Source organism: Thalassospira sp. SN3W (assembly GCF_038070535.1).
In the GTDB taxonomy this organism is placed as follows: Bacteria; Pseudomonadota; Alphaproteobacteria; order Rhodospirillales; family Thalassospiraceae; genus Thalassospira; species Thalassospira xiamenensis.
The window spans coordinates 3,510,366-3,525,465 of sequence record NZ_CP121124.1; the positions used below are offsets into that span (position 1 = coordinate 3,510,366).

Here is a 15,100-nt window from a genome sequence, read left to right on the forward strand (position 1 = left end):
CTGTTTATTTTACGCTGCTTGCAATAGGGCTTAGGAAACGTCACCCTGTTGGTTTGACGACTATATAAAAAACGCCACACAAAACTGAAAATCGAGATCGGTATGAGCACGACCTCCAAGACCCCGCTTCTGGACACGATTAAAATCCCGGCTGACTTGCGTAGCCTTCAACCCGCGCAGATGAAGCAGGTCGCAGATGAATTGCGCGCCGAGGTGATTGATGCCGTGTCCGTCACCGGTGGGCATCTGGGGGCCGGGCTTGGCGTGGTCGAACTGACCGTGGCGATCCATTACCTGTTTGATACCCCCGATGACCGGCTGATCTGGGATGTCGGGCATCAATGCTATCCGCATAAAATTCTGACCGGGCGGCGTGATCGTATCCGCACGCTTCGTCAGGGCGGCGGGCTTTCGGGCTTTACCAAACGCTCCGAGTCCGAATATGACCCGTTCGGTGCCGGGCACAGCTCGACCTCCATCTCGGCCGGGCTTGGCATGGCGGTTGCCAACCAGCTTTCCGATGATAAACGCAAAAACGTCATTGCCGTGATCGGCGATGGTTCCATGAGTGCCGGCATGGCCTACGAGGCGATGAACAATGCCGCCGCTGCCGATCAGCGCATGATCGTGATCTTGAACGATAACGACATGTCGATTGCCCCGCCGGTGGGCTCCATGTCGGGCTATCTGTCACGCCTGATTTCGGGCAAGGGCTATCAGGGCCTCCGCAATGCGGCCAAGGGCCTGACCAAACATCTGCCCCGCCAGATCGAAGAAGCCGCCCGCAAGATCGAAGAATATACCCGCGGCATGGTGACCGGCGGGACCCTGTTTGAAGAAATGGGTTTCTTCTATGTCGGCCCGATTGATGGGCATAATCTGGATCACCTTCTGCCGGTGCTTAAAAACGTCCGCGACGCGGATGTCGATGGCCCGATCCTTGTTCATGTCGTGACCCAGAAGGGCAAGGGCTATGGCCCGGCCGAAAATGCCGCCGACAAATATCACGGTGTCGCCAAATTCGACGTCGTCACCGGCAAGCAGGCCAAGGCCACACCCAATGCACCGTCCTACACCAAGGTTTACGGCGAAACGCTGACCAAGCTTGCCGAAACCGATGACAAGATCACCGCGATCACGGCCGCCATGCCATCGGGCACCGGGGTCAATATCTTTGCCGAACGGTTCCCCGATCGTGCCTTTGATGTCGGCATTGCCGAACAGCATGCCGTGACCTTTGCCGCCGGGATGGCGTGCGAGGGATACAAACCTTTTTGCACGCTCTATTCGACCTTCCTGCAACGCGCCTATGATCAGGTGGTGCATGATGTCGTGATCCAGAACCTGCCGGTTCGTTTCGCCATGGACCGTGCCGGGCTTGTCGGGGCGGATGGCGCGACCCATGCCGGGGCCTATGACATTGCCTATCTTGGCTGCCTGCCCAATATCGTCCTGATGGCGGCGGCGGACGAGGCCGAACTGGTTCATATGACCACAACCGCATGGGCGATTGATGACCGGCCCAGTGCCTTCCGCTATCCGCGGGGCGAGGGTGTCGGCGTTGAAATGCCGGCCGAGGGCAAGGTTCTTGAAATCGGCAAGGGCCGCATCCTGCGCGAAGGCGGCAAGATCGCCATCCTGTCCTATGGCACCCGTCTGGCAGAGGCGATGCTGGCCGCCGAAGACCTTGCCGCACGCGGCCTTCCGGCAACGGTTGCCGATGCCCGCTTTGCCAAGCCGCTTGATCATGCCCTGATCGCCGATCTGGCCCGCAACCACGAAGTCCTGATCACGATTGAAGAAGGCTCCATCGGAGGCTTTGGTGCGATGGTCCTGCAGCATATGGCAGGGCAGGGATTGCTTGATCACGGGCTCAAAGTTCGCACCATGGCCTTGCCCGACGCCCTGATCGATCACGACAAGCCCGACATTCAATATGCCAAGGCAGGCCTTGATGCGCAAAGCATCGTCAAAACCGCCCTTGGCGCGCTGGGTCTTTCCGAGGCCAAAGTGCGCGCCTGATCGTTCAGGCAAGACCGGTTATCGTAAAAACGCCGCCCTGAAAAAGGCGGCGTTTTCTTTGGTCCATCATCTGCCGGGATCAGAAATCCGCCGTCAGGGACAGCTTTGCCGTCAACGGTGCCCCCATCGTCAGGTAACCGCCATTGGCCGACGCCCAGTAATCGCTATCCGTGACGTTTTCGATATTGGCACGGATGGTAACGGGATATTCATGCACCTCGGTCGTGTACCGCGCGCCAAGGTCAAGGCGCGTCCATGACGGGATGGAAAGGGTGTTGGTCGCATTGACATATTGCGATGCCGTGTGAACCGCACGCGCATTGACCGTCGCACCTTTAAGGAACGGCAGGTCATATTCGATGCCAAGCTTGGCAACATAATCGGGAATGCCAATCGGCGTGTTGCCGTCATTGGTGCCGTTCTGGGTATCGGTTAGTTCCGCGTCATAAACCGTGATACCGCCCAGAATGCGGGTGCCGGTCACAGGCTCGCCAAAGACCTGGAATTCAACGCCGCGGTTCTGCTGCTCGCCGTCTGCGGCAAAGGTGTTGCTGGCATTTTTATAAGAAAACGGCTTGGAAATCTGAAACAGGGCGACACTACCGCCAAAGCTGCCGAAATCGGCCTTTGCCCCGATTTCATATTGCTCGGACGTGTAAGGGGCCAACTGCTCGCTCGGGTTGGTCAGGGTCGCGTCACTGGCCGCACTGGCGGCTGTTTCGCCGGGCGACAGGGATTCCATATAGTTGGCATAAACCGACACCTGATCGGTCACATTGCCGACAATCCCGACCATCGGCGTATATTCGTCCGCGTCATAGTTGCTTGATTGTGCACCGCTGGTCAGATCGAACTGCTTGGTATTGACTGACTGACGACGAATGCCGCCCGTGACACTGACGCGGTCGTCAAGGAAGCTGACGGTATCGGCCAGAAAATAGCTGGTCAGTTCGTTGATATTACGAAGCCCCGGATCAGCCAGATTGCCCGATGGCGCTGCCAGCGCCGGATAGCCCGTGGGGGTTGGCCCGTAAATATTGCCGGTAAACGCCGACGCACCGGGCGAAAACGCCCATGCCTGATGGCTTTTGTTCTGAAGATAGGAAACCCCGGCATTCAGTTCATGCTTTACCACGCCGGTTTCAAATTTAACGCGCGCACCGGTCAGCGCACTATTGGTCGTATCTTCGCGAATGATGGTCGAACCGCCATAGGTCATGGTGCCATCGGTACCGGTAATGCGCGGGGTCGAATAAATCCCGGATTCTTCCATGTGGCGGGTGCCTGCGGCGGCATAGGCCATAAGATAGTCGTTCACATCATGCTCGATCCGTCCCTGGACAAAGCTGTCCTCGAGGTCGGCCCATGTCCCATCCGCATTATAGTTATGGCTTGCATCCGGCGCATCGGGGATGTTCGTAAGCGTGCCGAGCAGATTTACCGATGTCCGCCCATGATCAATATTCTTTTCATTATGCCCGGCATCGACCGTGATGCGGGTATCATCGCCGCGATAATCGAATGACAGCGACCCGATCTGGCTGTTGCGGTCTTCGTCATCGATGGCGGTTTCACCGTCGCCATATTTCAGATTGGCACGAATGCCGAACTGGTTATTTTTGCCAAAACGCCGACCGAAATCGACATGCCCGCCGGTCTGGCTGTTCATTTCATAGAATGTCGTGACACTGGTGATCGGATCATCTGTCGCGCGTTTGGGGATAAGGTTAATCCCGCCGCCAATGCCGCTGCCGCCCGGTGACATGCCATTGATGAATGCCGATGCGCCTTTGACAACTTCGACCCGCTCATACATCGACATGTCGATCAACTGGCGCGGTGCCGTGCCATAAAGGCCATCCAGCATCACGTCATCACCGTCAAGAACGAAGCCGCGGATCATGAAGCGGTCACCCGATCCGCCATAGCTGTAGGATGTCAGAACGCCCGGATCGTTATCAACCACATCGGCAAGTGTATCGGCCTGCTGGTTCCTGATCACTTCGCTGGTATAGCTGGTGATGCTGACCGGGATATCCAGATTGTCCTTATTGCCCAATACACCGGCCCGGCCACCCGTCGCAACCTGACCACCGGCATAGACCGGCGGGGTTGGATCGCCTGCCTGCGATGTGGCGTTGTCCTCTACCCGGATCGGAGCCAGCTTGATGGCATCGTCGGTTTCGATCTGTGTGCTGTTTGTGCTGCTCTCCGTCGCGTCCTGCGCATGGGCGGGAAGGGCAGCAACAGCAGACATGCTGACAGACGCCAGCAATAGGGTACTGAATGTATGACGTTTGAAAATCGGTGTGATCGGCATGAAAAAACCCCAAGGTCGAATTTCCCCGCCCCCGGCGGGATCGATATGGGGTGCTGATTATCACTATTGATAATCAATCTCAATATAAATGATTATTATTATCAATATTGATGTAATTGTTCAGTTATTCAATCACGGGGTGGATTGGCGCTGTTTGGCAAGCCGGGCATGACACGCTTAATCGGCATAAATCATTTTATGCGTCATGCCGCCATCAATGCGGATGGTTTCGCCGGTCATGAAGCCTGATTGTTCATGATCAAGCAGGAAGGCGACCATTTTTGCGATGTCATCAGGTGTTCCGATGCGCCCCGCCGGGTGTTGCTGCCGGTCGATGTCACGGTGTTGCGGTTCTTCGCGGGCGGATGATTTCTGCCAGTCGCCAACCTCGATCCAGCCCGGCGCAATGCCATTGACCCGCACCGCCCCCGACAGACTGACCGCCATGGCATGGGTCAAGGCAACCATGCCGCCCTTTGACGCGGCATAGGCTTCGGTATTGGCTTCGGACTGAAACGCACGGGTGGATGCGATATTGACAATCGCCCCACGGGTTTTGCGCAAATGCTGTGTCGCATGTTTAGCCGCCAGAAACGCCCCACCCAGATTGACATTGATCACCCGTTGCCAGCTTTCCCAATCCAGATGTTCGAACGATCCGGAATGCGGATCGGCAATCCCGGCATTATTGACCAGTCCGTCAATACGCCCGAACCGGTCGACGGTCTGCTGAACCGCAATGGCAACATCGCGTTCATCGGAAACATCGCCCTTGAAAAACAGGGCACGTTCGCGCTGATCTTCGGAAAGGGCGGTGATGGCTTCATCCCCGGCATCCGCATCCAGATCAAACAGCATGACCTTCCATCCCGTCGACAGAAAATGCTGCGTAATCCCCAGCCCCAAACCCTGCGCAGCACCAGTGACGAAGGCGACCTTGGGATCAGGGAAGTTGTTCATGTGCTGCTTTGCCCGTATCAAGATGGAAGGAATTGGTGAATTTTATCAACGCATTGAAAATGGACCTGTTCCGGTCCGATGCAACGCATCAGCCGAAATTTAATCTTGTATCTCGTCTCCCGCCGTTTCCAGTTGATCAAGCAGCGCATGAACGAGCCCCATTTGCCGCCCGTCAAGCCCGCGGGCTTTGGCGGCATCCTGAAGGGCTTCGGTCGCTTCAAGATGCAGGCGGTAATGCCCGGGATTCTGATCAATCCGATCCATGCGTTGCCGTTCATCACCAAAGACCATGCTTTGGCAACGCGGCGCACTCGATGATGTAAAGGCGCGGCAGGTCAGGGGGCGAACGTCATAGATCGTGCATCTTTCATCTGCGCCTAGAAGCGGGCAGCGTGCGCGCACTTCGGATGTGGTCTTTGCCTGTTCAATGATCCGTGCTGCCTGGGTCAGACGTTCACGCAATGCCTGCTGTTCGTCTGGCGGAAACGTCTTGCGGATATGCTCGGCAATCAGGCTGGTGACACCGGGCGGCACCGCAACAAACAGGTGGCAGCACGCGCTGCATCCATCCCGGCAGTCGCAATGGGGTTGATGCGGAAAACTATCCCGAAGGCTTCGCGACGCCGCATCAACCAGCATTATGGCCGCCTGCGCGGCGTCAGTGATGGTCGGGGCCTGTTCAAGCACACGGGCCAGTTCGGCGCGAAAGCCCGGAAACATCTCCTCGTATCGGCGCGATGCTTCCGCGGTCAGGGCACCGGTTCGGGAAATATCCCCCGTGATCCGGTCGATTGCGTCGTCAAGTTTTACCATGACCATGCGATTGCCTTTATCCCGATCCCTGTCCGCACACCGGACAGGCTGATACGAAACAGCCTGCTAGCCTTGTCCCATCATGATGGCTTTAGCACCATTTTCCAAGTACGCGGTTACAACCGGCGGTTCCCAAAAAAACTCTGCCAGAATTCCCAACCGGCAGGGTAGTCTGGTGATCCGTAAACCCGCCAAAAGATACGCTCCATCGGAACCGGTTCCGGGCCTTGGGCGGGCTTCGGGCCTCCGAACGGTGCGTTTGGCTCCTCGCCATAGGTTCCTCGCCGAACTGCTTCTCGCCCCTTTGGTCGTTCTGCCACTTCCTGCCACCCGATGAAACGCAACCTGCCGTGATCCTCCCATGCTGCCTCCGACGCGTGGTTCCGCCAAACTTTGCCGCGCTGGTTCCTTCGGCGGATGTCCCCCGTCTGACGAACACGGAAATCCAAACAGCCGACGGACTCCCGCCAGTCGCACCAGCCGCACCGGACCATTTGCTCCAACAGACCCACCTCCCGCCGCTGTTTGCCACCTGCTGCCCAGTTCTGCCAGTCGCGGCCAAACGCTGCCGATCACAATTTCGCCGGCTGCCTTGCCAACAAGGCGGACCTCTCCCGTCCTGACCTATCACCAGCGGACCCATCACCAGCCGCCGCTTGCCAAATGCTGCCCGACGCAGCCTCGCCGCTACCAGATCGCAATCTCGCCATTACTTTGCCGACAAGACGCACCTCTCCCGTCATGACTCATCTCCGCCACCGCTTGCCAGATGCTACCCGGCGCAGCCCAGCCGCTGCCGATCACAATTTTACCGGTTGCCTTGCCAGCAAGGCGCACTTCTCCCGTCTTGACCTTTGGGTGACCTTGGGGTGGGTTATGACACGGGCGCAAAACCGCCGTAATGGCTTTTCCACCCGCCGGTCATCATCCGGCGATGTTGCCACCGGATCGGTCTGTCTTTGTGCTGCTGCATCATCATCACTTTCATCTGGCCCCAAACGCAAAAACCCGCAAAGCGAATCACGCTTTGCGGGTTTTGGTCCGGGCGCTTTTATCCCGTTGACTTTTCTTTTCTACCACAACAAAAAGAACAAATCAAGAACTTTCTTTGGGCTGCTCAAAAAAACACCGGCCAGAATTTCCGACCGGTGAGAGAGTTTGGCTGTCTGCAAGACAGCAGGGAGACACGGGAAAACGAAACAGAGTGTGCAATTACCCGTTGGCAGATTTGCCGGACGGGGGTGCAAAGGTATCGGCATAATCCTTGCGCAACTGGGCCTTTTGAATTTTACCCATCGTGTTGCGCGGCAATTCGTCGAGCATCCAGATGCGTTTGGGCACCTTGAATTTCGCAAGCTTGTCCTGGGTGCGTTTGATGATCGCGTCTGCATCGGGCTTGGTGCCCTTGGCCGGGACGATCACCCCGGCAACCGCCTCGCCAAAATCGGGATGCGGCAGGCCAAAGATCGCGACTTCCTCGACCTCGTCATATTCGGCAATGATTTCCTCGACTTCCTTGGGATAGACGTTGAAACCACCCGAAATGATCAAATCCTTGTCGCGACCGACAATGGTGACATAACCGTCTGCGCCGATGGTCGCCAGATCGCCGGTGATAAAGAAACCGTCCTTGCGAAACTCGGATGCGGTTTTTTCCGGCATCTGCCAGTAGCCTTTGAAAACGTTGGGCCCGCGAACTTCAAGCACACCGATTTCACCGACCGGCAGAACATTGCCATCCTTGTCGCAAACCCGTGCCTCGATCCCCGGAAGGGTCGGGCCGACCGCCCCCGGACGGCGTTCCCCGTCAAGCGGGTTTGACGTGTTCATGCAGGTTTCCGTCATGCCGTAACGTTCAAGGATTTTATGCCCGGTCCGCTCAAAGAACGCATCATGGGTTTCCGCCAGAAGCGGCGCGGACCCCGACACGAACAGGCGCATATTCGCGACCAGATCCTTGTCAAACTTCGGATGCGCCAGAAGCCTTGTATAGAAGGTCGGAACCCCCATCAGAACAGTGGCATTCGGCAGGCGTTCCACCACGTCATCGGCATCGAATTTCGGAAGCAGGATCACCTTGCCGCCATTGACCAGCATGATGTTGATCGCAACAAACAGGCCATGCGTATGGAACAGCGGCAGGGCATGTAAAAGCGTATCACCCGGCTTGAAGCCCCATGCCTTATGCAGGGTTAACGCGTTGGACCCCAGATTGCCATGCGTCAGCATCGCACCCTTGGATCTGCCGGTGGTGCCGGACGTATACAGAATGGCGGCAATGTCATCCTTGGTCACGTCGGCGACGTCGCCATGCGGTTTGGCATTGGTGGCCAGATCATTTAGCGTGCCATCGCCCTTGTCGCCAAGCGACAGGACCGCACCAACATTGTTTTGCGCGCCAAGGGTTTTGGCGGCATCAATATGGGCCGGACGGCAGACAAAAACGCGCGGTGCGGCATCGCCAAGGAAATAGGCGATTTCATCACCGGTATAGGCGGTGTTCAGTGGCAGGTGAATCGCACCAAGCTGAAGGCACGCCAGATAAAGCGCAATCACATCGGATGATTTGTCGATCTGGGCGGCAACCCGGTCGCCTTTGACCACGCCATGATCGGCAAGAACCGTGGCATAACGCGCGGTACGATCCAGCAACCAGGCAAAGCTGCGCTCGGTGCCATCACGTTCGATCAGGAAGGTACGCGCGCGATCCGCCGGGAAACGTTTGGTAAATTCGTTGAAAAGATTATCCGACATGGTTCTGTCCTAGTTTCCCGTAAGCTGCATGACCGATTTCGAAACGGCGATTTTGCCGTCATTCATCAGCGCTTCGTGGTTTCGTTCAATATCATCAAGGTGGTAGGCGTAATTGACCATCATCCCGCCTGCCTGACGCAAGCCTTTGGACGACGTATCGCCCAGCCAGTTGAGGCGTTCAAGCTGTGCCCCATTGCCAAGATGGAAGCGCGCGGTGGGATCAAGCGGCGATTTGCCGCGCTTGCAGGTCGCAAGATAGCGCGCACACAGCATCATCGCCGGTTTTTTCAGTTCGGCGGTTTTTTCCGCATCCTCGATCCAGCTGTCGTCTTCCATCGCGGCAAGGACGATGGCGGCGATATCGGCGTCGTCAGACTTGCTTTTCTGGCGGGTGCGCAGCCATCCCATGAAGCCCGGAATCGGCGACAGGGTGGCGAATTGTCTGAGTTTCGGGAACTCGCGTTTAAGCTCCTCGACCACCTGTTTGATCAGGAAATTGCCAAACGAAATGCCCTTAAGGCCCGATTGGCAGTTGCTGATTGAATAGAAAATCGCGGTATTGGCCTTTTGCGGGGCCGTTTCATCGATTTCCGGTGCCAGAAGCGCCTGAACACTGTCAGCAAGGCCATGCACAAGGGCAACTTCGACGAAAATCAGCGGATCATCGGGGATCGCCGGATGGAAAAAGGCAAAGCACTTGCGATCCGTTGCCAGACGACGGCGCAGATCATCCCAGCCCTGGATTTCATGAACCGCTTCGTAGCGGATCAGTTTTTCAAGGATGGAGGCCGACGTATCCCAATCGATATGACGCAGTTCAAGGAAGCCCCGGTTAAACCAGCTTGTCAGCAGATGCCCCATATCGGCATCAAGCGGCTCAAGGTGGCGGTTTTCCTTGATCAGACCCAGAAGCGTTTCACGCATGTCGACAATCGCACGCGTACCGCCCGGTGCCATGTTGATCCTGCGCAGAAGCTCCTGCCGGGCGGGTTCCGACGCATGGGTCAGAACCGCCAGATTGGCTTCGGAGGGATCCTTAGCAAAGGCTTCGGCGGCCTTTCTGACTTCGGTGCGGTTGGCGCTGAAATCGTTCTGCATCATTTCGAAAAAGCGCAGATGATCCTCTTCGGGCAGGGTTTCCCAAAGGCGCACCACTTCGCGCGCAACGGCGGTGCCGCGGGCTTCGCCCTTTTGCGACACAAGGTCCTTGCACATTGCCTTTAGCTGGGCGAACGGGTCCTGCGGTGTCGAAAGCGGCAGGTCGAGAAGCTCCCGGCCGCGATCGGCAATACTGGAAATCCAGCTTCTAACGGAAATTCCGGACATTTTAACTTCCTCCTATGACCGTTTCGGGAAGCCATGTGGCAATTTGCGGGAAGAAGCACAGGATCACGATGGCAACCACCATGCACAGCACATAGGGCATCGCACCTTTCAGGATGGTTTGCAGGCGGATGTCAGGTGCAATCCCGTTAATGACATAAAGGTTCAGGCCAACCGGCGGCGTGATCAGGCCGATTTCCATGTTGATCGTCAGGATTACCGCAAACCAGTAGGGATCAAAACCGGCATTGACGATCACCGGCAAAAGGATCGGGGCCGACATCAGGATCACGGCAACCGGCGGCAGGAAGAAACCGCTGATCAGCAGGAACACGTTGATGAATCCCATCAGAACCCAGCGGTTGACGTCAAGGGCGGAAATCCACTGTGCGATGGATTGGGTGATGAACAGCGACGACAGCATATAACTGAACAGACCGGCGGCCCCGATGATCAGAAGGATCATCACCGATTCACGGGTCGTGTCGCGCATGATGTTCCAAAGCTTGCCTGGCTGCCACATGCGATAGATGATCATCGCGACAATCAGGCAGAACAGCGCGCCAACACCCGCCGTTTCGGACGGCGTTGCCACCCCGCCATACAGTGCGAACAGAACCGCACAGATAATGACGATGAACGGCAGAACACGCGGAAGGATTTCAAACTTTTCCTTCCAGCTATAGGTCACCGATGCTAGTGCAACCGATGCATTGCCCTGACGCCAGGTCGAATAAAGCGACCAGACCATGAACAGCGCGGTCAGCATCAGACCCGGCAGAAGACCGGCAAGGAACAGGCGCCCGATCGATGTGTCGGTCGAAATGCCGTAAACAATCATGGTGACGCTGGGCGGGATCAGAATGCCAAGTGTACCACCGGCCGCGATTGACCCGGCGGCAACCGAACTCGGGAAACCGCGTTCACGCATGGCGGGAATGCCCATCTTGCCAATCGCGGCACAGGTCGCCGGTGACGACCCCGACAGGGCAGAAAAGATCGCGCATGCCCCCAGGTTGGAAATGACCAATCCCCCCGGCACACGCGTTAACCAGCGATCCAGCACGGAATACAGATCACCACCCGCACGGGATGATGCGACAACCGCCCCCATCAGGATGAACATGGGGATGGCGAGAACTTCGAAACTTTCGAGTTTGGAAAACAGGATTTCAGGCAGCAGCGGCAGCGCGCTTGCGCCATCGAAAATCCAGATAAACCCGACACCGACCATCAAAAGACCGATACCGACCGGAATACCGGAAAACAGGATCAGGGTGGTGACAATGCCAACGAGCGCGGCAAGAGAAAGCGGATCCATTGCACCGGCTCCTTAAAACGGGTTGTCTTCGATATGGAAGGCTTTCGACCGGTTGGTCAGAAGGCACATCAGATCGGCGAGGAATTGCAGGAACAGCAGGCCAAAACCGACCGGCAGCATCAGGTAGGGTTTCCACAATGCAGGGGCCCAGATCGACGGTGATTTCCACCCGCCCTGATAGGCTTCGATCACCAGTTCGATGCCGTAAAAGGCAAACATCGCACTGATGGCAAGGCCGCACAGCAGGGTCGCAACCGCAAGCAGTTTGCGCGCCCCGCGTTTCAGATACATCGGCAGAAGATCGACATTCACATGCCCGCGCAGCAGCTGCACATAAGGCAGACCGATCAGGGTGCCGCCGATCATCAGGTAAATCACGGCTTCTGTCTGCCAGACGGTCGAGGAATTCAGGATATAGCGGATGAAGACCAGCTGGCAGATCAGCAGCATGGCGATGAAGAACATCGATGCCGCGACAACACCACAGGTCTTTGACAGGAAGTGAACGACATTGACTGCGTGATCAAGCGGGCCACGCGGCTTCATCGGATCAGGGCGCGTCCCTGTGCCGGTGCTGCCGGTTTTTTCAGGCAGCGGTTCGACATCGGGTGGCGGCGGGAAACTGTTATGGTTCGACCGCGCGCGCGGTGCGCCATCGCCTTCGTCAGGCAGGTCGACCGGAAGGGAATTGGGAAAAACTGCGTTCGCCACGCTGGGACTCCTGAAGATCAAGCTCGTCGCAAAAAAGCGGAAAAGAAGTGGCGCCGGCATGCATCCGGCGCCACGAGACCATTATTCTACGGCAAGAGCCATATCGAGCAGTTCCTGACCGCCCGGGGTTTCTTCAACAAACTTCGCATAGGACGTCTGTTTGGCAAGTTCCTGCCATGCCTTGAAGTCGGCGTCGGTCAGATCGGCGATTTCAACACCGGCATCCTTGAAGACCTTGACGCTGTTGGCATCTTCGTTACGGGCTTCTTCGGAATAGAACGCCTCGGCCTTTTTGGCTGCCGCGGCAAGGGCATCTTTCTGGGCGTCGTTCAGACCGTCATAGGTTTTCTTCGACATCAGAACCGGCTGATACATGAACCACAGCGCGTTGGCACCCGCCGGGGTGTAGCATTTGACCTGTTCATAAATGCGGTATGAAACGAAGCTGGCAGAACTGGTGTTGGTGGCATCCAGAACGCCGGTCTGCATGGCCGGATATATTTCCGAGCTCGGCATTGCAGCGATGGATGCACCGGCACCCTGAAGCATCTGTTCGAACGATTTGCCAGCGGCACGGATCTGCAGGCCTTTGACGTCATCCGGAACCCGGATGCAGCCCTTGGTCGAGGCAAAGCCACCGGCCAGCCAACCCTTGGCAATGGTAACAACCCCGTTTTCATTCAGGAGTTCTTCCATCTTTGCCATGAAAGGCGAGTTGTTCAGGCGTTCGGCGTGGTCATGGTTTTTAACCAGTGCCGGCATCAGCGTCAGGTTGGTTGCCGGAATACGGCCACCGGCATAGGCCAGCGGATAGACAATCATGTCAAGCTGACCGCGTTCCATCGGCGTCCACTGTTCGTTCGCCTTGAACAGCGAGCCGGACGGAAAAATCTGGATTTCGAGATCGACATTGGCCGCTTTGACTTCGTCGGCAATGATCTGGGCGACCTTGTGGCGGACATCGCCGGTCGACCACTGGTGCGACAGCTTGAGCGTTTCCGCATCAGCGTTCGAGGACATGCCAAAAGCAGCGATGGACAGGGTAATAGCGGCGACGGACGCCGTAAGAGTACGTTTGAAAATCTTCATCTTTTCCTCCCGGATGAAGCATGCGTTTCTGGATGCATTTGTGACGTGTTGACACGTCTTTTTATTGGTGCGGATTTCGCAATATCAAAAAGCGTTACAGATTTCTGGCATCCTGTCTATGGATTTTTGTATACCAGAAATGTGTATTGCGGTGCCACAGATGTGCGCTCAAGGATTGCAGCCATTTTAGCCGTTTTTTGCCAGATAACTTTTGCGATGCAGCAGAATTTCGATGCAAAGCAGCACGTAAAAGGCTTTGCGCGGTACCATTTTCTATGTTCTGGTATACCACGATTGCAGCGCAAGGATGAGGCTTCTCATGTCACGGAACGGCAAGCTCGCCACCGATCTGGTTCAGAAACTTGAACGCGATATTGTCACCGGTGTTCTTAAACCCGGCGACAAGCTGGACGAGCGCAGCCTGTCGGAACGGTTTGGTGTTTCACGTACTCCGGTCCGCGAAGCGTTACAAACGCTGGCGGGGTCGGGACTGGTGGCGACCATGCCTCGGCGCGGCACCATCGTTGCCTCGATCACCGTGGCCGATCTGATTGAAATGTTCGAAGTCATGGCGGAGCTTGAGGCAATGTGTGCCCGGCTTGCCGCGCGTCGGATGGCGCGCACCGACATTGAAAAGCTGATCGCACTTGGCAATGAATGTGGCACGCTTCAGGAACATGCAGACGCCGATGCCTATTACGAGGCCAACGTCAATTTCCACGAAGTGATTTACGCCGGATGCCGCAACAGCTTCCTTGAACGTCAGACCAAGAATGTGCGCAATCGTCTCGCGCCCTATCGCCGTTTGCAGTTGCACCGGCCCGGGCGCGTGAAAAAATCCAATGCTGAACATTCCGAAATCCTTGATGCGATTTCGAACGGCGATGCCGAACGGGCGGGCCGGCTGATGCATCAGCATGTCGCGGTTCAGGGCGAGGCGTTAAACGATCTTCTGGCCATTGTGCCGCGTGGTTACCTTGAGCCGCTGGCAAGCTAGATTTCTTCGGAACTTTGCGCTAAAACCCGCGCATGGCAAAGAAACGTTTGGATCAGTTGCTTGTTGAACGCGGATTGGTGGAAACCCGGTCCAAGGCACAGGCTTTCATCATGGCAGGCAATGTCTTTAGTGGCGAGCAACGGCTCGATAAGCCGGGGCTGCAATGCAAGGAAGACATTTCGCTGACCCTGCGCGGGCAACCCCATCCATGGGTATCGCGCGGCGGGCTCAAGCTTGAAAAGGGTCTGGCCGAGTTTGGCGTCGATGTCACCGGTTTTACCGGCATTGATGTCGGATCCTCGACCGGCGGTTTTACCGATGTGCTTTTGCAAAACGGTGCGGCCAAGGTCTTTGCCGTTGATGTCGGGCAGGGGCAGCTTGACTGGAAACTGCGCAATGACGGCCGGGTTGTCGTGATGGAAAAGACCAATGCGCGTCACATCACGTCCGAACAAATTCCCGACCCAATCGATATCGTCGTCTGCGACGCCAGCTTCATCGGCCTTCGCACCGTACTTCCGGCAAGCCTCGATCTGGTCAAACCTGGCGGTTGGCTGATTGCATTGATCAAGCCGCAATTTGAAGTCGGCAAGGAACGCGTCGGGAAAAAGGGTGTGGTCCGTGAACCGGAACTGCATCAGGAAGTCTGCGACACCATTTCCGACTGGCTGGAAAGTCTTCCGGGCTGGGAGGTGCTTGGCATTGCGACAAGCCCGATCACGGGGCCCGAAGGCAATGTCGAATTTCTGATCGGCGGGCGCAAATCGGCGTAATTAACGCCGATTTGCGC

Annotated in this window: 12 protein-coding genes; 4 read left to right on the plus strand and 8 right to left on the minus strand. The window is 56.7% G+C overall.

The features are described 5' to 3' along the window. Positions 1-102: 102 nt before the first annotated feature. Entirely contained in the window at positions 103-2,022 is a 1,920-nt protein-coding gene (gene dxs, locus P8T57_RS16070; RefSeq protein WP_007090872.1) for a 1-deoxy-D-xylulose-5-phosphate synthase, read from the plus strand. A 79-nt stretch (positions 2,023-2,101) separates the two neighbouring features. On the opposite strand, the gene P8T57_RS16075 is transcribed toward dxs, so the two are convergent. From P8T57_RS16075 to P8T57_RS16085, 3 genes are all read right to left on the minus strand, one after another. Continuing rightward, complete coding sequence (locus tag P8T57_RS16075; protein WP_341363663.1) at positions 2,102-4,342, minus strand: TonB-dependent siderophore receptor; 2,241 nt, start codon at positions 4,340-4,342, stop codon at positions 2,102-2,104. 177 nt (positions 4,343-4,519) lie between these two features. Further along, a complete protein-coding gene (locus P8T57_RS16080) occupies positions 4,520-5,302 on the minus strand; it encodes a glucose 1-dehydrogenase (RefSeq protein ID WP_341363664.1) in 783 nt (260 codons plus the stop codon). Positions 5,303-5,401: 99 nt separating this feature from the next. After that, entirely contained in the window at positions 5,402-6,121 is a 720-nt protein-coding gene (locus tag P8T57_RS16085) for a YkgJ family cysteine cluster protein (protein ID WP_341363665.1), read from the minus strand. Positions 6,122-6,778: 657 nt separating this feature from the next. On the opposite strand from P8T57_RS16085, the gene P8T57_RS16090 reads away from it, so the two are divergent. After that, positions 6,779-7,267 (plus strand): hypothetical protein, encoded by a 489-nt coding sequence (locus tag P8T57_RS16090; RefSeq protein WP_341363666.1) that lies wholly within the window; start codon positions 6,779-6,781, stop codon positions 7,265-7,267. A gap of 60 nt (positions 7,268-7,327) precedes the next feature. Here the strand turns inward: P8T57_RS16090 and P8T57_RS16095 are convergent, their stop codons facing one another. The 5 genes from P8T57_RS16095 to dctP all read right to left on the minus strand — a co-directional run bounded on the left by P8T57_RS16095 (position 7,328) and on the right by dctP (position 13,313). Continuing rightward, positions 7,328-8,869 carry a malonyl-CoA synthase gene (locus P8T57_RS16095; RefSeq protein WP_341363667.1) on the minus strand — a complete coding sequence of 514 codons (1,542 nt, stop codon included), beginning with the start codon at positions 8,867-8,869 and terminating at the stop codon, positions 7,328-7,330. Between the two features lie 9 nt (positions 8,870-8,878). After that, entirely contained in the window at positions 8,879-10,195 is a 1,317-nt protein-coding gene (locus tag P8T57_RS16100; protein WP_007090878.1) for a malonyl-CoA decarboxylase, read from the minus strand. Between the two features lies 1 nt (position 10,196). Beyond that, positions 10,197-11,513: a TRAP transporter large permease gene (locus P8T57_RS16105; protein WP_341363668.1), complete on the minus strand. Its 1,317-nt coding sequence runs from the start codon at positions 11,511-11,513 to the stop codon at positions 10,197-10,199. Positions 11,514-11,525: 12 nt separating this feature from the next. Further along, entirely contained in the window at positions 11,526-12,224 is a 699-nt protein-coding gene (locus P8T57_RS16110; RefSeq protein ID WP_037990007.1) for a TRAP transporter small permease, read from the minus strand. An 81-nt stretch (positions 12,225-12,305) separates the two neighbouring features. Then, a complete protein-coding gene (gene dctP / locus P8T57_RS16115) occupies positions 12,306-13,313 on the minus strand; it encodes a TRAP transporter substrate-binding protein DctP (protein WP_037990004.1) in 1,008 nt (335 codons plus the stop codon). 319 nt (positions 13,314-13,632) lie between these two features. Between dctP and P8T57_RS16120 the strand changes: the two genes are divergently transcribed. Both P8T57_RS16120 and P8T57_RS16125 read left to right on the plus strand, forming a co-directional pair. Further along, positions 13,633-14,310: a GntR family transcriptional regulator gene (locus P8T57_RS16120; protein WP_007090882.1), complete on the plus strand. Its 678-nt coding sequence runs from the start codon at positions 13,633-13,635 to the stop codon at positions 14,308-14,310. A 32-nt stretch (positions 14,311-14,342) separates the two neighbouring features. Continuing rightward, on the plus strand, positions 14,343-15,083 hold the full coding sequence (locus P8T57_RS16125; protein ID WP_341363669.1) for a TlyA family RNA methyltransferase: 741 nt from the start codon (positions 14,343-14,345) through the stop codon (positions 15,081-15,083). Positions 15,084-15,100 lie beyond the last annotated feature (17 nt).